We start from the raw sequence: 22,641 nt of genomic DNA on the forward strand, positions 1-22,641 counted from the left end.
GCGTTGTGTCAGACACGAAGGGGCTCCGTGTCTACCGGCAGGAGCGCGGCGGCGCGGTAGGAGATGCCCCACCGGCCTGCGATCTCCCATACGTAGCCGACCATGCCGGTGGGGTTGATCTGCTGACCGGCAGTGATCGGGGGCTCCCCCGACGTGCCGATCTTGACGAGTTCGATCCGGCCGTACTCGTCCTCCACAGAGACGGTTACTTCGTAGACGGTGTTGCCGTTCTTGTCGGTCTTGATCTCGCCGGTGTCCTTGTTGAGCAGGCGCGGCTTGGGCGCCTTCACACAGGTGATGATGAGCTTGGACGTGTCGACGGGAATCGGGATGGTACGCACGAGAGCTGATCTCCTTGAGAGGCGTTGTTCTAGATATAAAGATACCTAGGTATCTAGCTCTGTAAACCCAAGATAGCGAACTTGGATCGAGACTGCTTACATGTTGCCCAGAGACCTAGGCATCTAGAACCGCTAAAGTTGGGGTCATGGCAACCGATCGGCGCCGGCCGTACCTGAGGATTGCCGAGGACATCCGGCGGGACATCGCATCAGGCAGGTACGCGGTCGGCGAGCGCCTCCCCGTGGCCCGCGAGCTGGCAGACCGGTACGGCGTTGCCATGATGACGATCGGAAACGCCCTGGCAGTCCTCCGCGATGAAGGACTCATCGAGACGCGCCAGGGGGCCGGCAGCTTCGTCAGCCGGACACCCGACAACGAGACCGCCGACCCCACGCCTGGCGAGCGGAGCGAAGAGTTCCGCATCATCTCCGAGCAGCTGAGCGAGATCCGTCAGCACATGCAGAAGCTGACGGTCAGGCTGGATGAGCTAGACGCTCGGACTCGTCCTGATCCAACCGAGAAGTGATCCTGCTCGTACGCCGCTGAAGTTCGGCCAGGCCGACCGTGATCTCCGCCAGCTCGCGGAGCAGGATCTGTCGTTCCATGTCGCTGAGACCCACGTACCACCCCATTGTGTAGGCAGGACGCCGAGACGTCCCCGGGTTACCCGACGGATGGGGAGCCATTGCGCGGATAGCCCTCCGTTGCCTGCTCAGAGCAACCGCATCACCTTGGCGAGATTGTGGATCTCGCGCTGACGATGCACCTTGCCGCTGTCCCTCAGGTCGCGCACGATGTTGCGGACCAGTGGACGGTTCCGGACGTGCTGAGGCGCGATCCGGTCGGCACGGAGCAGAGCGTCTGCCGCTTCGTTGTCCTTTCTGTTCATGTGGTAGCCCGCCGCGGTGCAGGTCCAGTAATGAGCCTGGCGTTCCGACGAAGCGATCTGAGAGATCTCGACATGCTCGGCCCGGCTGATGACGTCCCGCGGCCGGCCCAGCTCCATGCTGACCTCAACCGCGTGAATAGTCGTGTTCACCTGGTTGAACTGCGTCTGGAAGACGTTGCCGTTCCGCGGCAGGACCTGGGCGACACGGCGAGCCTCCTCAAGATGGCTCTCGGCCTCTCGCTGATCCCACAGTCGGGAGTACGCCACGGCGGCCCGCAGATGCAGCGCGCCCCACATAGCCTTGATCCTGTCGTCCCCGCCCACATGCGTCTCGATCTGATCGAGCGCCGACAGTGCCGCGTCCTTGGCGGGGACGAGCTGCGCCTCGTGCAGCCACACGCCGCACAGATCCCAACTCGCGGCGGCGACCAGAACAGGCGCCCCAACTCGTTGTGCGGCGACGAGCTCACGCTGCACCGCGGTCCAACCCAGGTCGTGGTGTCCCAGCAGGTTGGACGAAACCCGCGCCATGTGACAGGCACGGAGCATCAACGCTTCGGCCTGATCGCGATCGCTCGACGAGTCGTTGGTGATGGCGATGAGATCGGTCAGGAGACCAGGCAAGATCTCGCCCAGCGCCGTGAACTTTGCGTCCTGGCGAAGCTGCTCGGCAAGGCGGACGTTCGCCTCAAGCTCCTGCAGCGGCCGCAGTTCTCTGGCTGACCGCGGCAGAACCCCGCTGGGCAGCGAGGCTTGCTGGAGCGCGAGCCGTAGCTCCGGAACCGCTTCGTGCCCGGAGTCGAGTTCCGTCGTCTCGTGCCGGTATGGCTGGCCCGTGAGTTCGGCGACCTCTACCCCGAGCACCTCGGCTAGTTGCCCGATCACGCTCATGCGGTCCAGCGGCAGTCGTCCGTTCTCCACCTTCGACAACCAGGAGACGGACCGGCCGAGCTTCTCGGCCACGGTGGCTTGGTCCCATCCCTTACGATGACGAGCCCGCGCGATCCGCTGGCCCTGCGTCACACACTCTGTTGCCACGTTCGAGCCCTCCCTCTCGCCGTCGCTTGATTCGACGATAAGCCGGGTGACCAGCGTCACTGGCAGAAAAACTGCCAGTCGGAGGGCATGCGAAACCGCAGGCCAGCCTTCGACCTGCGGAAACGGTAGTTACACGGCAGTCGCAGATTGTGACGATGCGTGTACGTCAATTGGCCAGTCCGGCGCGCCCTACCTTGCCTCCCCAGTCAGGAGCTGCTGCCACAACATCTCGATCTCGCTGATCCTCATCCGCGGACTCTCGGCGACATCCCCTGGAATGACGGAGCGGTCGTACCGTCGTATGAATCCCTGCCCGCCGGCCCGGCACTGCTCATACACCAGATTTAGGCATGGACAGGTGTATGCATGGACACGCACCCGATCCGGACGCCGTTGGACCGGAGACCAGTCCACCCACACCCCATCCGTGCGAGGCGAGGCGGGGTGCATGCCGTGAAGGTCGCCTATTTCCACCACAAGATCACCGTCCTTCGTAGCGGGCGATCGCCCATCCGACGCCAACAGCGCCCGCGACCGACGAACAGGCGTTGGTGAGCGAGCAGCGATTCCAGCCGCACCGTGCGCGCCCATCGGGCGGTCGATGGAGCGCACATGCAAGGCCCCACCCGGAGGGGCTCTGGACGCTCGCTCACCAACGCCATACCTGCAAGTTAGCAAGCCTGTAAGCCCCTGTCTACTCCATGAAGCTCCATGGAGCTCCACGATCCGACGTGAAGGGCCGTGAAACGCCCTCCTACTCTCATAATGTGGCCAGATATGTCGAGCACGCGCGCACCTGGGAGTTCGACGAGGACCGCTCCCGCTGGGAGCAGATCCTCGAAGTTCTGATCGCGCGCATCGACTCAGGAGAGTGGGGATCCAAGTTCAAGATCTCCGAAGTCAAGCTCATGGAAGAGTTCGGAGTCGCCCGCCCCACCATACGCAAGGCCATGGAACGCCTCAGAAGCGCCGGCAAGGTCTACACCGTCCCCAACCTGGGCAGCTTCGTAAAGACCGACAGCGAGTCCGAATAGAGCAAGAACGTCAAGCGCCTCAAGGACAGCCCCCGGCGGAGTAGGCTCCGGGGACGTGAGCCAGCGGATCGACTACTACAACGACCCGAGCGCGCCTGCTGCCAACAGCCTCGTCCCGTCCGTGAACGTCGTGGTAACCAACGAGGCCGGCGAGCTGCTGCTCATACGCCGCTCGGACAACGACAGCTGGGCCCTACCCGGCGGGGCCATCGACCTCGGCGAGTCCATCCCGCAGGCGGCCATCAGAGAGACGCTGGAAGAGACCGGAATCACCTGCGAGGTCACCGGCCTCGTCGGCACCTACAGCGACCCCCGCCACGTCATCCACTACACCAGCAACGACGAGGTCCGCCAGGAGTTCTCTCTCGCCCTCACGGCCCGGCCCGTGAGCGGCCAGCCGACTCCAAGTTCAGAATCCCGAGAGGTGCGCTGGGTGCCGCGGAACGAACTCGACAGTTACGGCATGCACCGCTCCATGCGGCTGAGAATCAGCCACTACCTGCAAGGCAACAGTCCGCACATCGGCTGAAGCAACCGCCACCAATGGACCACAGTATCGATCACGACGACGAACCCAGCCTTAGGCTCCGTCTGCCGCCCTCAGACGAAGTGGCCGTACCCGAAGGACGGGTTCCGGATCTACCTGAGCCCATCGCTCCTTCGAACGACGATCCAGCCGACGAAGTGATCAAACACGTGCTGCTCGAAACCACGGACCCCCCAGCCAATGCCGAGGCGACCACTCTCCTCAACGGCGTCATGGGTGCGTGGCGACGTCACCAAAGCCAAGGCAGCTCGAATCCCAGCCTCACACTCATCGCCGGCTACGCGGGATCGGGCAAGACCGAGTTCTCTCGGTTCCTCTCCGAGGTCACCGGTTGGGCCCTCATCGATAAGGACACCTTGACTTGCCCTCTGGTTGAGCGCCTACTTGTCGCTCTCGGCGGCGACCCTCACGACCGGCACACCGAGCTGTACCTACGCGAGGTCCGCCCGCTGGAGTACCGCTGCCTGATGGACACCGCCTTCGACGTCCTCGGCTCAGGGACCTCAGTGATCCTGTCGGCTCCATTCATCGCCGAGTTGGCCGATCGTGGCTGGGTAGTCCGCCTGACCAATCGCTGTGCGACCAGGGGCATCGAAGTAGCGGCGGTGTGGGTGCGCTGCGATGCCGAGTCCATGCGCCGGCACATCGAACTCCGCGACGACCCCCGCGACGCCTGGAAGCTTCAGAACTGGGATGCCTACGTCAGCACCCTCAACACCGATACCAGCCCCTCCACCGCCCACATCACCGTGGACAACCGGTTCGGCACTGCAATCAATCTCGCCACCCAAGCCCGCCAGGCGCTGAAGGAAATCCACGGTTAGAACCCTGTTGAACGGCCGACTCCGACCCCGCGTTCGCCAAGCGACACCATCGTCTGAGGCTCACTGCCAAGCATGTCCCCGCACAGGACACACCCGTCCTCGCCCGTCCTCGCCCCTGGATGAGAACTTTCTCTACGTCTTCAAGGGCGAACCGCCTGCGGCGGCCCGCCGCGCGTCGGGCGGTCGCTGGCCCGGCTGCGGCTCTTCGGCCGGTCCGGGCCAGCACCGCCCACGCGCTCAGGTTCTGTGCTATCGCAGACCATAGATTGGTTACCTAGATCGGTCCCGAGCCTCGCGGATCATCGCGGCTTTCAACGCGTCCAGAGCACGCTGCGCCTCGTGCAGCGCACGGGCGAGATCCGCGGATACCCGTCCCTCCCGAGTTAAGAGAGCCAACTCGATCTGCTGACTGACGCGCCCAGATGACCAGGCCCTCCCGTTCTCAAGGTGGCTGATCATCGACGTGCTCACTCCGGCGTCTTTTGCTAAGTCTTCTTGACGCATACCCAATATTTTTCGACGACGTCGAATTTCACGGCGATCCATTATCCCTCCAAGATAGACAATAATACCCCGCGGGCGTATCCGACGCACAGTGTGGCGCACGCATACCTTGATTGCAAGCATTCATGCAGATTTTGTATCGGCTGGCCCGTGACGATCGGTGACTTCGGCTAAGACCATACGGGGCCGGGGCGATTGCTGCGGTGTCGGACCGAAGCGCGTTGTCGGCTTTGCGGCTGATACGTTTCTCCGGCCCGCCGTCCAAGTGAAGTCGACCGCCAACGAGGTTCCCTTGGCCGGGTCCTTTTCCGTCGGCCTCTCCCCAAACCGGGCATGCAAGATTTCCCCGCACCCTGCTCTCCAGTGAGCATTTCCGGTAGGGCTTGGCGAGACGTCCGGCATGAATATTCTCGTGGCAGCGGCGGCAAACGATGAGGGCCTTGCCCCGTCGCAGGTCATGAGATGTTTCCAGAAGGCTGGGCCCGCCGCCCAGGCTGGCTAAGGTCTGCGAGCTTGCGGATGTGGTGGAGCCCGACGTGGGGCTTTTCTGGACGGCGACCAAAATGCTGTGGCGTTACCCTCGATGATGGTGGCTGGGCGATCGGGGACAACCTCGTTGCCCATGTGACCGGCGGGGCACGGGGCGGGTATGCGCACGATCTGGATATATCGTGAAACATAGCCCGATGAGGAGCACGGAGCCGATCATGTCGTCTCAGACGTACTCCAAGCATTCGAGTTATGCGTGGATCTCCAAGCAGTCAGATCTACAAGGGAGCGCAGAGCAACTCTAGCCCTGGCAGCTATCACTTGCCCCCACTCGGACGGACCCGGCACCCCGATGCCGGCCCAAATGTGTCCTGAGCCTGTGTCAGAATGCGATGGTGACGATCGGGCGCGCAGACTTCCCATGGAAAGTCCGCAAGCGGATAGCAGAACGCGCAGGTTACAGGTGCTCGAAGCCTGATTGCCGTCGACCGACTCTCGGACCCGGCCCCAGACCGGATGACGTGGCCTGTATCGGTACTGCCTGCCACATTTACGCCGCTGCGCCTGGTGGACCGCGCGGCACCGGCGGACTGCCGTTCGACCAGCTTCAATCCGCATCCAACGGTATCTGGCTCTGCGCGGACCACGCACGGCTCATCGACACTAATCAAGGGCAGGGCTATCCGGCGCAGCTGCTGCTTGGCTGGCGCCAGCTCCACGAGAATTACCTGGTGCAGGAGATGCGCGGGCTAGTAGCACCTGGCGGTCTCGTCACCGGTATCACGATCCACCAGGGGCCAGCGGCTCTGGCCTCCCGATCGGTGACATTATCCGCTCTTAACGTAGTCGTCGGATACAACGGCACGGGCAAGAGCATCTTGCTTGATCTCCTGGCAAGCGTTGCTCAGTCGGCTCCCTTCGGAGACCGCCGATGGGTGGGGGACTTGGCTGCCGACATCCATTGGTTCGACCCACAGCCGCACATGCTGCGGTTGCAAGCGCGTGACAGCCGTATCAGGTTCAAGCTCGACCACAAACCCGTGCCATTCGTACCGGCACCCTATCGTCCGATCATCGTGAGGACTCCCAGGAACCATCTCACAGAGTTGCGTGAGTTGGCGGAGCTGCTCGACCTTGACGCCAATTCCTTTCGCAACCTCCTCTTTGAAGTACCAGATAGAGTCTGCGGCGAAGTGTCAAGCGTCGAGATCACCGACGGCACCCCACTCGTCCATTTACGCTCTTGGCCAGAGCCTGTACGACTGGAAGGACATCTAAGCTCCGCCGTCGTGTGGACGGTTTTGTTCGAGACCGCGATTGCGCTTGCACAAGTGCTCAGCCAAACGGGGCCCACGCTGCTGCTTATTGACGACTTTGGAGATTTCTTGCATCCATTGCGTGTGGACAGGATGTTCAAACTCTTGACTGACGCCACCCTAGGCTTTCAGACGGTCGTGGTGACCCACTCTCCCCTGCCCGCCGAAATTCAGCAGAACTGGTCCATCACTAGCTTCATCGATGATGAATACAATACGCTTATCCCTACGTAGTGCCGACTACAACCCACGCTTGTAGGTAGGCCCTCTTCCCGCGATGCGGAACTAAAGACGGCGTGCAAGTAAGTTGTCCGCGCTGTACAGCAGCGAAATACAGCAACAGGGCCGCACAACACGTCAAGTCGACACCACCACACGCCCGAGCAGGCCGAGGAGCTCCCCGCGTGGTGACTAGCTCCCGCTTGCAAGTAGGCGCTCACGTGGGACCGGCCTGGGGCATGAGGGTCGCCAGTCAAGGCCGTGACGATCGCCCACTTCGGTTCTCACCACAGGGGGTTGGGCGATCGGCTGCCGCGGCCCTCCTTCGTCGGGCCTTGCCACCGGGCAGCGCTACTGACGACAATGCTGGCGACAGCATGCTGCACCACCAGCACGCAGCGGCCAACGCATACCGCACTTCCTGAGGGGAGCGGTCTCCACCAGAGCGGTTGGTCCGCCTGAATAGCGGACTGTCCCACACAAGTGGAAATGGAATGCGACCCTAGGCATATGCGGAAACCTGATCATGAGGAGTTCGACTGGGCGTCGGTCGAGGTTGTGTCGTACGAACTTGACGTTCGTAACACGTGGCCTGACGAGGACCGAGATCTCACGCCCTGGGTGATCGACAATCTGCCTCTACTAGGGCAGAAGCTTGGAAGGAGCCTGGAGTTCGTTGCTAGTGAGGTCCTTATAGGCCGGTTTCGGGCTGACATTGTCGCGAGAGACGATGCCGGGAAAACCGTGATCATCGAGAATCAGTTTGGCCCAAGCGACCACGGACACTTTGGGCAGATCGTGCTGTATGCCTGCGAATATCAGGCTGACGCGATCGTTTGGGTATCGGCCGGCGCAAGCTGGGCTGTCCCGTATCCACTTAGACCGGAGCACCGCCGTGGTGCTCTACAGCGACTCAATGAGCAGTTTGCAGGCACGATAGATTTCTTTGGTGTTGAGTTGCAAGTTCAATCTGAGCCGCAGCCCATAGGAGAACCCACAGGCTCGATGCTTCCTAGACTAGATGTAGTTGTGAAGCCGGATCACGCATAAAATTGCTGCAATGGCGGCTGTCTCAGGATAGGCGATGTGACATGTCGGGTTATTGGCTATTTGAACTCAACATCCCTGTCTTGAGGTCGGCGCCGCAGTGATACGCAGGAAGCGATATCTGTAATGCTTCCTCATGACCGCTGGCTGGGCGCTGCGGTGGTGCGCAACCCGGTTAAGAGTGCTCATACTCACGCATGCCCTGACACCGGCCGCGGGGCCTTGCTAACGCTGTTGCTAACAACAGGTCTGGACGGCCTCGGATGTCCGTGGATCGCGAGACCTCGTAGAGCTCACCCGACCAGGCCCGGAAGACGACAGTGGACGATTCTAGTCGATTGCGTTCTCACTCGTAATGAAGGGGTTCTAGCTAGGTCGAGATCTTTGATCATGTTGAGGAACTCGGTCGTTAGCCTTCCTGCGATTTCGGGGCTGATCGGTGTGGAAGGGTACGAGTTTCTCCTGGAAGCCAGACATGGCGATCTTGGCAGACGGATGGGGGTTTCCCGACACACAGTCACCAGGAACTGGTCTGGGGGCCATATCGGGGTCACGGTTTCGATCACGATTGACCGTCCAGCACGCCCTACGACCGCCATGCGGTTGGCTGGCGCCGGAACGTGGCTGGGGGCCATCGACGCCGCAGGACTCCTTCGTTGGCCCCTCGGGCGATGAGTCCGCCGCCGGGATTTTCGTGACCGTCCGCCTGGAGCTCATAGCCATCTACCAGGATCGTCAGTGATCGCCGGCCGCGGTTTCCTGATGACCGCTAACAGTCGGCCAGCGTTACGGACAGGCTCGGCAGGTCACCTGGAGTGATGCGCTCGACTCCAGACGAGGTCGGCTGCGGCTGTGCCTGCACATCTCGAAAGTTAGGGCTATTCGCAAGCCCCGCCGTGGCTCTTCGAGATTGCGGCCTAGCAGTGTGGCAGTTCGTCACACCATATCCTGTTGACACGAGTGCAATACTATGGAACGTGGAAGCGCATGGCGGGCATCCGCTTGACCCCCGAGTTCTCTATGTCGATCTTACGGCCGACTACAGCAGCCTTGAGGACTGGGGTCTCCATCTCTTTAATTCGATGGCTGCCCGGTTCAGGGCGGCACTGTTCGATCTGGAAAAAGATGATCCTCGTCCCCTGCGATCCAGCACAGCGATTCCCGAGGGTCCTCATTTCGTATATGAAGCTGCCCCTCGCCTGTTCCATACACGCAGAGGTCGCGGCCCACTGTTCATAGTATGGGATACGAATATATTGATAGACTACTTTAAGTACGGGCGAGCGCTATGGGAGGGTGATAGTCTTCCAGACTTCGCCGATGGTGACTATGCAGGCGAGCTGGAAGGACTTCAAATGCTGATTGCCTTGTGGGTATTACGAGATATCAGATTCGTCATCCTGCCCGCATCGATTAACGATGCAAAAAAACGTCTCTCTATCGAACATCGCACCAATAGAATCAGGGCATTTGAAGAGTTTGCTTCAGCACTGAGCTTGGTAAGCGGCGGGCCGTCTGGGATTGCCCCTCCTTCTAGAGAAGGACTACTTATTCTTCCGGATTCACCGCTTGAAGATGCTGTAGCAAATTTGCCTCAAGGTTTCGACCGCACGCTGGCTAGATCTGCGGCTCGCATGGGAATACATGCCTTCATGACCATGGACAAGGGAATTCTGAAGCAGCGTGCAGCACTCAAAGCATTTGGACTACTCCTGGCATCTCCGCTTGATCTGCTGGAAGAGCTGATCACCTCCGGTGCATTTCACTGTATGCTCGCGCCTCGTTTCGCAAACTGGCCAATGCCCGATCAGATGAGGGTTGGCCATCTGATTCGCGCTTTGCCAGCGTTCGACTAATCAGGCAAGCTTGGGCTCCACCGCCGTACGACTCCCGGTGCTCGGGCCATGGAGGCCCTACGCTCCGGATCTCCTCTCCACCAACTACTCGGTCTGAGCGCCGATCTTGCTAACAGCGGCTCTGGATGACCACGGACGGTGGTGGAATCCCAGGTGGTCTCTAGCGACTCTGAGCGGCGCGATGCCTGTATGGACGCTCGTGGACATCCTTGATCCGCCTACGGATCTCAATGTCAGGTGGCACGGCGTATGTAATCCCCATCGTCCCAGCACAGCTGACAGCAAATCTGAGACAGCCAACAATGAGCACGTGGTGCGACGTGGGCAGTATGAGCGGCTTGAGCGGCGTCTACGGACGGATGACCGCGAACGTATCGAGATGACGTTTGCCGACGTCGCACCGGTGATCGGGGCGTCCCTGCCGCGCAGCGCCTTCAACTACCCTGGATAGTGGGACACCGACCCCAAACACACAGGCCGTGTGGTTCGACGCTGGTTACTAGGCTCGCCCCAACTTGACCGCGCAGCGCGTCGCCCTCATCAAGATGCCCAAAAGCTGACAGCAACAACGGCAATCTTCGGCAGTCACCGGCGCACCTCCGCGATCCTCCAGCCATCGGCAGATGACTGTGTTGGCAGCGAGGTTGATCCCACTGGAAGCGGAAGGTCGCTGCCACACCGCTTCCAGTGCTTTCTGAGCCACGTGCTGTACAGCAGTTTGTCCAGCGGCAGCGTCATACAGCACCGACCTCCGTCGCGCGGCGGCGCACGTTCGATCTGGTCGGCAGGGCTGTCGTCGTGGGCCCGCCTACAGTTCGCATCGAAGTGGTCAGGACCGTGACGATCGCCCACTTCGCCACTCGCCAGACGTGGCTGGGGCGATCGGTGCCGAGACCCTCCTTCGTGGGGCCCGGCACCGGGTGACCATGGCTGAGGTGACAGCACGGCTTGGTCTGACCTCAAGGACAAACACAATTCGGTTAGCTCTAGAGCTTCTTCGAAAGGAGCAATGCCAGCTGCTGAGAGCGAATTCGCCGTGAGCCCAGGTCGGACGAGTTCCGGATGCCCGACGTATACGCATCGACGATCTCCTCGACTACCTCGGCCGTCATGTTGACCATAGCTGCGAGGGATACCAAAAAGCCGGTTGTTTCTCCGGGTTCGCCATTGCGCTTCCTGGCCGAGACTGCACGCTGGAACAGGTCCAGAAGTTCCCGAACCTGCGTTTTCTGAGCGGGGCTGGCGTTGCTTAGCTCCTCGCGCAGTCCCCAGGAGACATGTAGCAGCGTGAACATGTCGACGATATTCGACCACCTGGTTCGGCCAACCCACTTTAGGGTATCACTGAGGACCGTCAGTAGTTTGAGAAATTCTGCCGAACGGTCCTGGTAGTCCTCAAAATCTGCGGAGATCTTGTCGTAGCGTTCGTTGAGTTCGGCTTTCTTGTTGGACAGCCCGAATATACAGGTGCCGAAAACCTCGGCATAAAACTCCAGATCACCGCCTCGTTTACGTCGTTCACCGCTGAAGACGCCGGATAGGTCGCTTATCGGGTGAGCCACACAGTCTTTAAGGAAGTCGTTGAACGGGCCAGGCAGCAAAGCATTTCTGAGTTCTTGTTCCGTCAGCACCATGTTGACCCTGTTGACGCGCGCGAAAACTGCGCGCACGAACTCGTCGGCAAGGTTAGACAGGCGCCGAATCGGGAAACGATATTGGAAGAACTCTTGACGTACATCGTCGGGCAGCTCCTTGAAGAATTTCCCCTCGAACTTCTCACGGAGCTTCTCATCTTCCAGCCCGTCCAGCGGAAACTTGTTGTTGAGAAACTCAAGCAAAGAGGTGAGGCGCTGCTGACCGTCGACAACGGACGCGGTCTGCTCCCCTTCCGGCGATGTCTCATATGCGAGGTAGATTTCCGGGATCGGATACCCGAGGAGGATGGTCTCCATCAAGGACACCTTGGCGCGCTCGGGCCAGACGGCCTTGCGCTGGTACTCAGGCTGGAGGATCAGCTCGCCGGACTTGTTCAGCGACCGGAACTCCGCCACCGTTTTCGACTCGATCTCGAACTTGAGTCCGTGATCAACCATGGTGTACGCCCTCCTCGATCGCGCGGTCGCGCGCGATGTTCACACATTTCACCTGATAGCTTCTGAGCGACGCATGGTTGCGGTACAGCCGGTAATTGACCTCGCAGTTTCTGAAGGCGCCACCGAGATCCTGGATGAAGAGATCTCTGGACCGTGACCACTGCTCGCCAAAGGACAGTCGCGGCAGCACAATGTCGAGGGCGATGCACTCCTCGAAAACCAGCTTACGCAGGTAGTTCTTATTTCCGGAGAAGAACTCGTCATCAATCATCTCTCGGAGCTCACCCCATGCCTTTTCGAAGAGCTCCGGTGAGATCACCGCGATGTCTAAGTCCGAGCCTTCGTGGAATTTCCTGAAGTTCTTCGTCGGGTTCATGGAGTAGCCCAGACGAGCGCTTCCGACAAGCTGGACGGCCATCGGGTCCACGCCTAGCTCGGCTGCGACCAGATGTCGCCATTTGATGTACTTGAGTTCTTGAGGCCACACCGCGGGTGTTCCGTCGAACAGTCGGGCAGTCACAAAGTAGTCAACTTCCTGCCCCAGAGAACTGAATTCCTTCCAGAATTCAGGTAGCCCCGAAACAGCGGCCATCGTGTCCCCTCAGCGAGCGTTGAGCTGAGCACGCACGTGCCGCAGCCGTTACACCTGCGCCGCACTGGGTGAAAGTGATGAAGCCGGCATTACCACCTCGGCCGCGCGTCACCACGCGATCTTCCAGGCAAACGTTTGATAATTATAGCGCGTTTCATCACCCCGCAAGTCTGATCGGTTCAGGCTGTCCCCCTCGCCCCGCGAGGTGGAAACCTGTCCGACCTGCTTCCAGTCGCTGCTGGACAGCGTCGCTGACCTGGCAGGAACCGCCGTCACCAGCGCCGACATGCACACCCAGTGCAAGTACGTGCCCATCAGGGCGGTGGATCATGGGGATTCGCGAACCCCCACTGAGAAGCACCGCGTACGGCTTTACCTGAATCGCAGCAGATTGTGAGCGCGCCTCAGGCGCCCAAACTGGTAGTCGGAATGTCGTAGCCGGTGCCACCCTGACGATCGCCAACATTCTCGGCCTATCAGGTTCCTCTGTAGGAAACCTCTGACCTTGCTACCGAGTGAGCCCCGGATCAAGCAGTGGGGAGTGGTTCCTACGCAAAGAGACGCGCCCGTCGTGTTCCGTCCTTGACAACTTGTCGTATGAAGAGGATCGCCGGCACCCTAGAGCCTGTCTCAAAGGATCCTGAGCCAGTCGTTGATGGCTGCGATGTGGACGGTGGCTTCGTATCGGACGGCGAGTTTGTCGTACCGGGTGGCGATGCCGCGATGGCGTTTGAGCCGGTTGATACCGCACTCGACGGCTGAGCGGGCGCGGTAGTCGGCCGCGTCGAAGGACGGCGGGCGGCCACCGCGGCTGCCGCGCCGCTGTCGGGCGGCGATGCGGTCGGCAGGCTCGGGGATGGTGCACCGGATCTTGCGAGCACGCAGGTGCTGCCGGATCGCACGGGAGGAATACGCCTTGTCGGCCCGGACGATCTCGGGCCGGGCGCGTGGGCGGCCGGGCCCGAGCCGGGGCACCTTGATGGCTGCCATGACCGTGGGGAACTGTGGCGCGTCGCCCCGCTGCCCAGCCGTCACCACCAGGGCGAGCAGGCGCTGGCCCCGGCCGCAGGCCAGGTGCAGTTTGGTCGACAGGCCGCCCCGGGAGCGTCCGAGGGCGTGATCGGCGGGCTCAGACTGCAGTCCGCCGGGCGGCTCGACCTGCCTCTGGCCGTTCCGGGAGGCGCCGGCCGCGTGCTGATGGGCCCGGCAGATGGTGGAGTCCACCCCGACCTGCCATCCGATCAAACCCGCAGCATCGGCCAGAGCCTGCAGGTGGGTGAGGATCTGCTGCCAGACGCTGGCACGTTGCCACCGGCGGAACAGACTGTAGACCGCCTGCCAGGAGCCGTAGTAATCCGGCACGTCCCGCCATGGCGCGCCCACTCGTACCCGCCAGCGGATGCCGTCGATCAATTGGCGCTTGCTCCACCGCGATGGCCGACTTGGCTTCCTGCCCGCGGGCAGCAGCGGTTCCAGCCGCGCCCACTGCGCATCGGTGAGGTCGAACCGCCGCGTCACCGCTAAGGTGTCCACGAGGTCTCCGGTTGCAGGTTCTTCTTGGTCGTTGAACCCTTACCGGAGACCTCTCTGCGTGTCTGGCTACGACACGCCGTTGATCAACACTTTGAGACAGGCTCTGGGCCGTGTCCGTTAGATCTTGTCGATCGCCTGAGATCGATCACCAGCCTGGGCTGCAAGGGTCACATGGCCCGTCGTCATGAGCTGACCGATGCCGCTTGGACGCGGGTCGAGCCGTTGCTCCCCTCCCAGCCACGGCAAGGCCGCCGGCGGCTGAACCACCGGACCGTCTTGAACGGAATCTTGTGGAAGCTAACCACCAGGGCGCCCTGGCGGGACCTGCCCTAGCGGTACGGCAACCGGAAGAGCGTCTACGAGCGCTACCGGCGCTGGGCGGCCGATGGCACCTTCGACGCCCTGCTCGAACACGTGCAGGTGCACGACGACGCCGTCGGCCGCCTGGACTGGACGGTCAGCATGGACACCACCATCGTGCGTGCCCACCAGCACGCGGCCGACGCCCGCAAAAGGGGGAACCGGACAGGACGAATCAGGCACTCGGCAGATCCCGCGGAGGACTGACCAGCAAGCTGCACTGGCCACCGACGGCCGCGGCCTGCCGCTGGCCGTCCTCGTCACTCCCGGCAACGTCAACGACTGCACGGTCTTCACCCAAGTACTGGAGCAGATCACCGTTGCCCGGCCCGCAGGCGAGCGGCCCCGGACCCGGCCCGATCGCGTCATCGCCGACAAGGCCTACCGCTTCCGCGCCATCCGCACCCACCTGCGATCCCGAAGGATCAAAGCCACCATTCCCGAACGCGCCGACCAGCAGGCCAGGCGACGGAGGCGAGGCAGACACCGCGGCCGCCCTCCCGCCTTCGACCCGGCCGCCTACCGTCGCCGCAACGTCGTCGAACGCTGCTTCAACAAGCTCAAGCAATGGCGCGGCATCGCCACCCGCTACGACAAACTCTCCCGCAACTACCGAGCTGCGATCACCTTGGTCAGCGCGTTGTTATGGATCAACGCTGATCTACCGGCCACGGCCTAGGGGGGAGAGAAAGACTGCTGATAGGGGTTGCTGTACAGCAGATGAGGACAACAACGAGGTCGCACAGCGCCTAATGTTGACGCCCGCCATCATGCGCCTGGGCAGGGCGGGTGCCTCTACAACTTGCGACCGGCTCCCTTTTGCAACCAGGAAGTCAGGAGTCCAGAACTTCTAGCCTCTGTCTGGCGGGCCTATCCCTTAATGTCGGTTGTCAGACTAGGGATTACTGTCAACACCGAGCCGCTCCGAGATCGGTGGAGACTCTGGTGTGTTGGATGGCGACCTGCTGATCGGAGAGACTGGCTGCATGCACCGTCCAGATGCGAACGAACCCGAAAGCAGCGAGGGCGGCACTGGCAGACGCGGTTGGATCTCGACCGAGAAGGGTGCCCACCTGCGTAGACGTCGTACCCGGAACACTCGGCCGGAGGTCGAACTCCGCCGGGCTGTCCACGCGTTGGGGTTGCGGTTCCGCCTCCATCAGAGGTTGGTCGGCAGGTGTACTCCCGACTTCGTCCTGCCCCGCTGGCGGTTGGCGGTATTCGTCGATGGGTGCTTCTGGCACGGTTGTCCGGTTCACTCTCCAGAACGGTTCAAGGGCCCGAACGCAGATAGATGGGAGCACAAGCTCGCCACCAACCGAGCTCGGGACACGCGCAACAACAACCTCTTGGCGGAGGCAGGCTGGCGGGTTCTCCGAGTGTGGGAGTGTGAGGTGAGGAAGGATGTCGAGGGCGTTGCCAATCGGGTCGTCGCAGCGACCCAGGATCGTCAAAAGAGCTTCTGATCATCCTCGCGCTCCGCGGCGAACCGACACCAACGCTGGAGTGGGCATTCCCCGCAGAAGGGGTCGGCGCTGGCTAGACATTGAGTCGTGGACAGATGCCTGAGAGCTGCCATCCGCAGCGGCGCGTCGTCACCTCCACCGATCAGCCGAGCGATCTCCACACGCCCGTCGGTGAGCCGGTTCTTCTCGTGAGTGGCCTTGCCACCCACCCGGGCGGCCACCCGTAGGGGTCCCTGAGAGGTGAGGATCACATCGTCGCCCATGAGCAGCAGGAACAGCGATCTCTCTGAGGGCATCAGCGCCAGTCGCTCGACAAGCCTATGACTGTCATCCCAGAGTCTCTGAAGGCCGGTCAGATCCTCGATCCCAGCCAATCGCTTCGCGATCCACGGGTTGTGGCCAGAAGCCGCGTGGATTCTGGCAAGTTCCTTGGCTCTGAGCTTCGTCAGACCACGCAGCAAACCGAGAGCCTGTCCCAACTGGTGCGACTCGACCCGCGAAGGACCGACCATGGCGACGACCAAGGCCACGGCTTGGTCCACGTTCTCGCCGGGGTAGAGGTACCAGGATCGTCCCTGCTGCTGGCGGACCGCCCATTCCTTCAGACTCCTGTGGAGTTCGAGCCACCTGTTCTCGGCGGTGCTGTTGTCACCGGCTGGCAGCAGCGCCCTGGCCGCGGCCTCGCCCAGTCGGGGCGGAACGGCGTTTCCGATCTGCCGGAACGCATCGCTTCGGGTGCCGGCGAACCGGAAGTGGTCGGGGAAGGTCTGAGTCCGCGCCGCCTCGCGGACTGTCAGCGTCCGGTGCTGCTCCGGATGGATGTACCAGTAGCCGTCCTTGGCGATGTGTGCAGTGATGGACCTGCTGAAGTCGTTCCAGTCCAGACGCTTATACTTGTCGTCGAAGTGGTCGTCCCGATAGCGACGCAGCTCCGCGGGGAGGTCTGAGTACAGCGTCCTGTGGTCCATGAGTTTGAAGGCTTCAAGATCGTCATCACGCACAGCCCGGGTCATGTGATCGTGGACCGAGCCAGGGTCGGGCACCTCCTTGCGCATCTCCTTCGCGAAGTCGGAGATCTCGTCCTGAGGCTGGTAGGGCATGTGGCGGTCCCCCATCGGATTGTCCTCCCGGAGGATAGGGAGATCGCTGATCGCGTCGCGGAGGTACACCGGGTCCGACAGAGCAGGCCAGACGAACTCGTCGGAGTCCAACCGAGCAAGCACGATCAGGCGCTTGCGGTGCTGCGGCACACCGAACTTCCACGCGTCGACCAGATTGACACTCGTGTGGTATCCCACCTGCTCAAGCTGATCCACGATGTATCGGACAACTCGGAAATCGTCCCCCAGCGCCATGTCGGGAACGTTCTCCATGAGGACGGCGCGAGGTCGCACCTGGAGGACTACCTCTAGGTAGGAACGCCACAATTCCTTGCGAAGATCGACTGCATCGCGGCTGCCGTCGCGAACCAGACTTCTGATCTTGCTGCGCCCGGCGCGGCTGAAGGGCTGGCATGGAGGCCCTCCAGCGATCAAGTCGATCTCGACCTGCTTGAGGAACCCGATGAGGTGCACTCGCTCGTCCTGGTTGCCGAGGTCGATCCGCAACGAGAGACCAGCGAAGTTCGCTCGATGGGTTTCCAGGGCACGCTGGTCAGAGTCGACCGCCGCTGCAACCGTCCAGCCAGCATGCTCAATCCCCAGACTCAGTCCGCCGGCGCCCGAGAAGAGATCAACTGCAAGCCGCTCGCCGGACTCGACGCGCTGGCGACACCATTCTGCGAACGTCTCCGCGCTGCAGGTACCGGGGTGTTCCGGTAGCTGGAGTACATCACTGCGGTGCAGTTTCACTCCGTAGAACGACACCCTGACCTCCCTGAACTCTCTCCGACAGCCACCAGGACAACACGGGAGGCTGTCGGCCGCCACCGGATCCACAGGTAGGAGCACCCGTTCACGGTCCGCCCACGTTCTAGCCGCTGCAAAACCGAAACTCTATCGGCGCCAGGCGGGCGGTCACCGCCTAGCGCCGTACTGCCATTGGATCTACGTTCCATGATCGCAGACCTGTCAACCAGCGCATGAGATCGGCTGGGAGGCAGTCACCCACCGCCGCGGTTCCAGGGGATGTCGATTACGCGCTTCCAGCAGTCCTCTTTCTTGCACCACTCGGTCACGTTGCCGGAGCCGGGAGCCTTGAGCAGCGACTCCCGCACCGGGCTGCACAGCACGCGGACCGCCTGTAGTAGATCTTCCGAAGGGGCTTGGTCTCGCCAAATGTGCGCCAGCACGTCGTTCACATCAAGATCATTAATAAGACGCGCGATGGTGTAGGTGGTGACGTTCGCCAGATAGCCGGCCCGGGGAAAGAGAGTCTGGATCTCCTTGCGGGCACGGTCGAAGAAGATCTTCTTAGCGACCAGCGTTCGGAACTCATGTTCGCCGGGCGGTTCCGTGGTCGAGAGCACCTGCATCGTCCACATCTGAAAGCATTTCTGGGCGCCAAGGCTAACCACGTGGGGCTGCAGCCGGAAGGTCATCTCGTACCTGGCGGCATCGGTCTTGGCGAACCTCTGACTGTTGGGATTCTCCCGTTCGAAGACCTTGCGCTGCGATGCGGTGGTGAATCTGGACTTTGCCACGTCGTACTGACCACGTACCCGCTCGTAGTACCAGTGGGACTGTCGCGTCGAGCCGACTGGCGCTGGGGCCCAGATGCTGCGGGAAAGCCTCTCGAGTTGGATGTGGAACGGGCTGTTGGACTCGAAGTCGGCCTCGTTGATGGTGTTCTGCGAGTTCGCATACCGGGAGATGCGAGGGACGAGGTCGTCGAGCTGCCCGGGCTCCACAACCGTGATCTTGGCGGCGACCTGGATATCGCTCAGGTCGGCTTTGTCCCGCCGAACGGCGTGGTGCAGTGAGGCGGTCGTCTGCCCGCCGTTCACGATCTGGAAATCATGCAGGCTCACGATCTCCCGTCCATGTAGTCCGTCGCTAAGCTCGACACCGGTTGCCGTCGCTGAGATGCCGTTGTTGTAGGCGAGGAAACGCTCGGGAGTCCGACGGATCGTCTCGCTGATGCCCTTGTTGACTTTGCCTCGGGCCTGGAGGAAGGCACGAACGTTGCGCTGGAGCAGCTTGGCGCCGTAGCGCTCGTAGATTTCGGCGAGCAGATGCCCTGGGATCACCGCGAGCAGACATTGGTAGTCACTGTTGTTGCCCAGGGCAGGCAGACACGGGATCGGAGTGCCGAACTCCCTCAGATCCAGAGTGATCGGCTCCTCCTGCCTACCAGAGGTGGCGAGCCGGCGGATCCGCTCGATGTCCCACAACTCGTAGACGACCGGAATGCCGTTGAGGTCCTCCGGTTCCAGGCTGGTGAGTGTGGAGCGGCCGTCAGTGAACAGAAAGATCCGAATCTTGCCGAAGTCGTTCCAGCGATGGTTGATCGTCTGTGCCATGTCGAACTCGGGGCTCGACTCCTCCATCTGCCGGTGGTGTCCGCGCTGACAGGCTTCGGCGAAGTTACGAGCCCAACGGTAGCGCTGGCGGATCTGGTCTCGAGGAACCGTCTGACAGTAGTTAGGGTGATCGACAGCGACCAGGTCGAGTATCCTGCCATCGTCGCTGACGGAGTAGCCACCCACCTCCATCCGGGTTCTGCCCTGTTGGGACAGGTGGTAGCAGACCTGGAGGTCCTCAAGGGCTCCGTCCTCAACCAGGTACTCTCCGACGATGTCGATAAACGCGTCGCGTTTCATCCATCCCGGCTCACGGTCGACACGCTCGTTCACAGCGCGTTCGAGGCTGACAGCGAACTCCTCGACCTCGTTCACATATGCCTCCGCCCGATCATCGTACGGCCCGTACCCTCCCGCACTGTTGCCTCCTCCAGCAAGATGGTCGCGGCGGGCGAACAGACGCCTTCTCGGTCACGCCTCCGCCCCCTCCAGACGTCGACGAGCAAACACCCTGCCCGAGCGATCCCGCACGTCGTCGGCAAGTCTGACGAGCCGTTCCAAGAGAGGAGTGGGCAGACGAACCGACCGGTTGCGGAGATCCAGTTCCCAGCGGGAGGCAGCTTCCGGTGGGATCACCACGGAGACACGGGCAAGGGACGTGTCCTCGGCCTCGTCCAAAGTGTGCAGATCCAACCAGCCGCCAGGAATGACGAGACGGTCACCCCGGTAGACGTAGAACCCCTGACGGTCGGTGGGTGCCGAGCGGTGGTCGCTCGAACTTAGCCTGGATGGATGGGGTAGGACGACAGGATTGACCCGGACCCGATGTCCAACATGTTCGAGCACCTCGACACCCCGATCCTGAGTGGCGGGATGGAGACGCAGGTAGGGGTCCACCGGCACCACCGGCAGTCTGTCAAAGGCCAACTTCAGCATCCCTCGTTCGAGAGGACGGTGAAAGACGAGACCTAGGTGCCGAGCGGTCGATTCGATCTGCCGCCGGAGTTGTTCTGGTCGACCTAGCCGGTCCAGCTCCCTCCACAGGACCACGGTCCCCTGCCCATCGAACCCGAGCCCCTCCGTGATGCGCAGAGCTTCCGGGTCCGCCCGCATCGCATATCTGGGACTGCCGGTCCGACCACCGAAATTCCACGTACGGGCGGCTAGGAGCCCCGCCGATCCGCGGGACAGGACGGTCAGTATCCTAGCTTGGGAGAGCGAGGCCGCCTTGAATCCGGTGAACAGCGTCCCTGGAGCCCCCGGTTCGGAGCGTTCCGGAGCAGCTGGAAACATCATCACCTGTCCCAGCTCGTCATCGGTCAGTCCACGGCCATCGTCCATCACGGCCAGCCACGGCCGACCAGGGTCAGCGGAGTAGCTGACTCGTATCGTGGAGGCACCAGCGACAAGACTGTTGTCGACAAGATCTACCAAAGCTTCTGCCAGGTCATAGCCGGAGGCACGGACGAACCGGAGTAGGCCTGCGGGGCGTTGTGGTCTGGTCTCCCGCACCTGATGTCCTGAATTTACAGGCAGGGCTGGTCGGCATCTGGCCTGAACCCTCCTGAGGGCTTCGTCCAGAGCGCTGTCAGGTGAGTGCTCGCGAGGGAGAGGCACGTCCGGTCCCTCACCCGTGTACTCGCCGCCTGTAACGAAGACTCTGATGAACTTGATCGCGCTGACCTCCAACTGACGGATTCGTTCCCTGGTGACCCCGAAGATTGAGCTGATCTCTTCCAGAGTCCACAGCTCGCCGTCCACCGCTCCATGGCGGAGCCGGAGGATCTTGGCTTTCCGTTCAGGCAGCAGAGACAGGAGGCTGTCAACACGTTGGCGTCCGAAGACGCCACTCAGAGCCTCATGGGGTCCAGGCACACTGGTTCGTACGTCGAGAACCAGTTCACCGAGGGTTGCGTCCCCGACGGGTCTGTCGAGATAGTCGATGTTGCGGCGCAGGGAGAAGTACTCGTCGATAGTCTTGGCAGGAAGGCCTGTCTCAAGCCGCAGGTTCTCGCGCGAGGCGCGTATACCCTGCCTAGACAGCTTCTCCTGCGTGGTTCGGATCTTACGAACCGCCTCTTGGAAGTGCACAGGGAAGCGGATGAGCGAGTACTCGTTCATGATCCCTCGCTCGATGCTCTGACGTATCCAGGCCGTCGCGTAGGTGGACAGCTTGTTGCGTCTCGTGACGTCGAACTTGCGGATGGCGGTCATGAGGCCGAGCACACCGTGCTGGAAGATGTCGTTCCATTCGAGGCCGTCCGAGCTGCGGTCGCCATACCCCTTAGCGATCTTCCAGACTAGTCGTGTGTTGTGGGAGAGCAACGCCGTCCAGGCCTGGTAAGCCTCGCTGTCACGCGAGAGACCCCGAGCGAACCCTTCCGGCAGTTCCGCGTTGACTGGTCTGTTGGGACGGAGGAGGGCGCACAGTCCCCACTCCTCCAGGGCAGTGAGAGTCCGCGCCTCGGGACGAGCACGCACGCGGTCTTCGGCGATCACCTTCCGCGCGGCAGCCACCGCCCCCTCCTGACCTGACTCGACGTAGGCCCCCTGACCGACCGAAACGTCCGCAACGGTCTCCTCGTGCACAAGCTCGGCATCTGGTTGGAGTTCCGACTGCATGGCCTGCCCGTACGGGGGGTTGGGAGCATCCATGTGGATGATGACGCCAGCGACAGGCAGGGCTCTTCGCAGGACGGCAGAGCCTCCTGTCACCCCCGACATCAACGCAAGCCGTTCGATCCGATGAAGAGTGATGGCCCCCTCCACGACGTACCTGTTCACCAGCCTTACGAGTTGCGCAGGGATGTCCGCCGCTGGACCAGGAGGGTCCGTCATCCTGTCGACTTCTTCGGTTGTCATGACCTCGTCCCAACCACGACCCGGCTTGCCAGTTCCTCTCCCTCGGTTGGCGACCCCCGGCTTTGATGTCCCGAAAATCCTTGGACCGCCTCGCCTTCTCCCAACCGAGAGACTTACCGCGTTGGCCCCTCCTGTAAAGGTGACGCCTTCAAGTCGAAGACTGTTGATTA

Annotated in this window: 20 protein-coding genes; 10 read left to right on the forward strand and 10 right to left on the reverse strand. The window is 61.9% G+C overall.

Translation table 11 applies throughout. The features are described from left to right. Window positions 1-8: 8 nt before the first annotated feature. Entirely contained in the window at window positions 9-341 is a 333-nt protein-coding gene (locus ACIBQ6_RS34460) for a hypothetical protein (protein WP_397217006.1), read from the reverse strand. Between the two features lie 146 nt (window positions 342-487). Here ACIBQ6_RS34460 and ACIBQ6_RS34465 point away from each other — a divergent pair, with 146 nt between their 5' ends. After that, window positions 488-868, forward strand: coding sequence for a GntR family transcriptional regulator (locus tag ACIBQ6_RS34465; RefSeq protein WP_397217008.1), 381 nt, complete (start codon window positions 488-490; stop codon window positions 866-868). Between the two features lie 186 nt (window positions 869-1,054). On the opposite strand, the gene ACIBQ6_RS34470 is transcribed toward ACIBQ6_RS34465, so the two are convergent. Further along, window positions 1,055-2,329 carry a helix-turn-helix domain-containing protein gene (locus tag ACIBQ6_RS34470; protein WP_397217010.1) on the reverse strand — a complete coding sequence of 425 codons (1,275 nt, stop codon included), beginning with the start codon at window positions 2,327-2,329 and terminating at the stop codon, window positions 1,055-1,057. Window positions 2,330-3,036: 707 nt separating this feature from the next. On the opposite strand from ACIBQ6_RS34470, the gene ACIBQ6_RS34475 reads away from it, so the two are divergent. From ACIBQ6_RS34475 to ACIBQ6_RS34485, 3 genes are read left to right on the forward strand one after another with little or no spacing between them, the layout of a single operon-like run. Continuing rightward, window positions 3,037-3,303 carry a winged helix-turn-helix domain-containing protein gene (locus ACIBQ6_RS34475; RefSeq protein WP_397217012.1) on the forward strand — a complete coding sequence of 89 codons (267 nt, stop codon included), beginning with the start codon at window positions 3,037-3,039 and terminating at the stop codon, window positions 3,301-3,303. A gap of 55 nt (window positions 3,304-3,358) precedes the next feature. Then, window positions 3,359-3,832 (forward strand): NUDIX hydrolase, encoded by a 474-nt coding sequence (locus ACIBQ6_RS34480; protein ID WP_397217014.1) that lies wholly within the window; start codon window positions 3,359-3,361, stop codon window positions 3,830-3,832. 14 nt (window positions 3,833-3,846) lie between these two features. Continuing rightward, window positions 3,847-4,674, forward strand: a complete 828-nt coding sequence (locus tag ACIBQ6_RS34485) for an AAA family ATPase (protein WP_397217016.1) — start codon at window positions 3,847-3,849, stop codon at window positions 4,672-4,674. 270 nt (window positions 4,675-4,944) lie between these two features. Here ACIBQ6_RS34485 and ACIBQ6_RS34490 read toward each other — a convergent pair whose 3' ends face one another. Beyond that, complete coding sequence (locus ACIBQ6_RS34490; protein WP_397217018.1) at window positions 4,945-5,301, reverse strand: helix-turn-helix domain-containing protein; 357 nt, start codon at window positions 5,299-5,301, stop codon at window positions 4,945-4,947. An 887-nt stretch (window positions 5,302-6,188) separates the two neighbouring features. On the opposite strand from ACIBQ6_RS34490, the gene ACIBQ6_RS34495 reads away from it, so the two are divergent. The 3 genes from ACIBQ6_RS34495 to ACIBQ6_RS34505 all read left to right on the forward strand — a co-directional run bounded on the left by ACIBQ6_RS34495 (window position 6,189) and on the right by ACIBQ6_RS34505 (window position 10,105). Continuing rightward, entirely contained in the window at window positions 6,189-7,217 is a 1,029-nt protein-coding gene (locus ACIBQ6_RS34495) for an AAA family ATPase (RefSeq protein WP_397217020.1), read from the forward strand. Between the two features lie 495 nt (window positions 7,218-7,712). Then, entirely contained in the window at window positions 7,713-8,252 is a 540-nt protein-coding gene (locus tag ACIBQ6_RS34500) for a hypothetical protein (protein ID WP_397217022.1), read from the forward strand. 974 nt (window positions 8,253-9,226) lie between these two features. After that, on the forward strand, window positions 9,227-10,105 hold the full coding sequence (locus ACIBQ6_RS34505) for a hypothetical protein (protein WP_397217024.1): 879 nt from the start codon (window positions 9,227-9,229) through the stop codon (window positions 10,103-10,105). 986 nt (window positions 10,106-11,091) lie between these two features. Here ACIBQ6_RS34505 and ACIBQ6_RS34510 read toward each other — a convergent pair. The 4 genes from ACIBQ6_RS34510 to ACIBQ6_RS34525 form a co-directional block, all read right to left on the reverse strand. Next, window positions 11,092-12,198 carry a DUF262 domain-containing protein gene (locus ACIBQ6_RS34510; RefSeq protein WP_397217026.1) on the reverse strand — a complete coding sequence of 369 codons (1,107 nt, stop codon included), beginning with the start codon at window positions 12,196-12,198 and terminating at the stop codon, window positions 11,092-11,094. Further along, window positions 12,191-12,790: a hypothetical protein gene (locus ACIBQ6_RS34515; protein WP_397217028.1), complete on the reverse strand. Its 600-nt coding sequence runs from the start codon at window positions 12,788-12,790 to the stop codon at window positions 12,191-12,193. Before ACIBQ6_RS34515 ends, ACIBQ6_RS34510 begins: the two co-directional genes overlap by 8 nt. A 108-nt stretch (window positions 12,791-12,898) precedes the next feature. Further along, complete coding sequence (locus ACIBQ6_RS34520; RefSeq protein WP_397217030.1) at window positions 12,899-13,078, reverse strand: hypothetical protein; 180 nt, start codon at window positions 13,076-13,078, stop codon at window positions 12,899-12,901. Window positions 13,079-13,420: 342 nt separating this feature from the next. After that, window positions 13,421-14,323 carry an IS5 family transposase gene (locus ACIBQ6_RS34525; RefSeq protein WP_397217032.1) on the reverse strand — a complete coding sequence of 301 codons (903 nt, stop codon included), beginning with the start codon at window positions 14,321-14,323 and terminating at the stop codon, window positions 13,421-13,423. A 171-nt stretch (window positions 14,324-14,494) separates the two neighbouring features. Between ACIBQ6_RS34525 and ACIBQ6_RS34530 the strand changes: the two genes are divergently transcribed. From ACIBQ6_RS34530 to ACIBQ6_RS34540, 3 genes are all read left to right on the forward strand, one after another. After that, a complete protein-coding gene (locus ACIBQ6_RS34530; protein WP_397217034.1) occupies window positions 14,495-14,656 on the forward strand; it encodes a transposase in 162 nt (53 codons plus the stop codon). A gap of 148 nt (window positions 14,657-14,804) precedes the next feature. Further along, a complete protein-coding gene (locus ACIBQ6_RS34535) occupies window positions 14,805-15,362 on the forward strand; it encodes an IS5 family transposase (protein ID WP_397217036.1) in 558 nt (185 codons plus the stop codon). 307 nt (window positions 15,363-15,669) lie between these two features. Next, window positions 15,670-16,149 carry a very short patch repair endonuclease gene (locus ACIBQ6_RS34540; protein ID WP_397217340.1) on the forward strand — a complete coding sequence of 160 codons (480 nt, stop codon included), beginning with the start codon at window positions 15,670-15,672 and terminating at the stop codon, window positions 16,147-16,149. On the opposite strand, the gene ACIBQ6_RS34545 is transcribed toward ACIBQ6_RS34540, so the two are convergent. From ACIBQ6_RS34545 to ACIBQ6_RS34555, 3 genes are all read right to left on the reverse strand, one after another. Continuing rightward, the gene (locus ACIBQ6_RS34545) at window positions 16,134-18,014 is read right to left on the reverse strand and encodes a DNA cytosine methyltransferase (protein ID WP_397217037.1); all 1,881 of its coding nucleotides are present in this window, start codon (window positions 18,012-18,014) and stop codon (window positions 16,134-16,136) included. The two genes, ACIBQ6_RS34540 and ACIBQ6_RS34545, sit on opposite strands and share 16 nt — an antisense overlap. Before the next feature lie 236 nt (window positions 18,015-18,250). Further along, window positions 18,251-19,984, reverse strand: coding sequence for an AIPR family protein (locus ACIBQ6_RS34550; RefSeq protein ID WP_397217039.1), 1,734 nt, complete (start codon window positions 19,982-19,984; stop codon window positions 18,251-18,253). A gap of 96 nt (window positions 19,985-20,080) precedes the next feature. Beyond that, window positions 20,081-22,471, reverse strand: a complete 2,391-nt coding sequence (locus ACIBQ6_RS34555; protein WP_397217041.1) for a sigma-70 family RNA polymerase sigma factor — start codon at window positions 22,469-22,471, stop codon at window positions 20,081-20,083. Window positions 22,472-22,641 lie beyond the last annotated feature (170 nt).

The sequence above is a fragment of the Nonomuraea sp. NPDC049655 genome (genome assembly GCF_044465465.1).
GTDB lineage: Bacteria > Actinomycetota > Actinomycetes > Streptosporangiales > Streptosporangiaceae > Nonomuraea.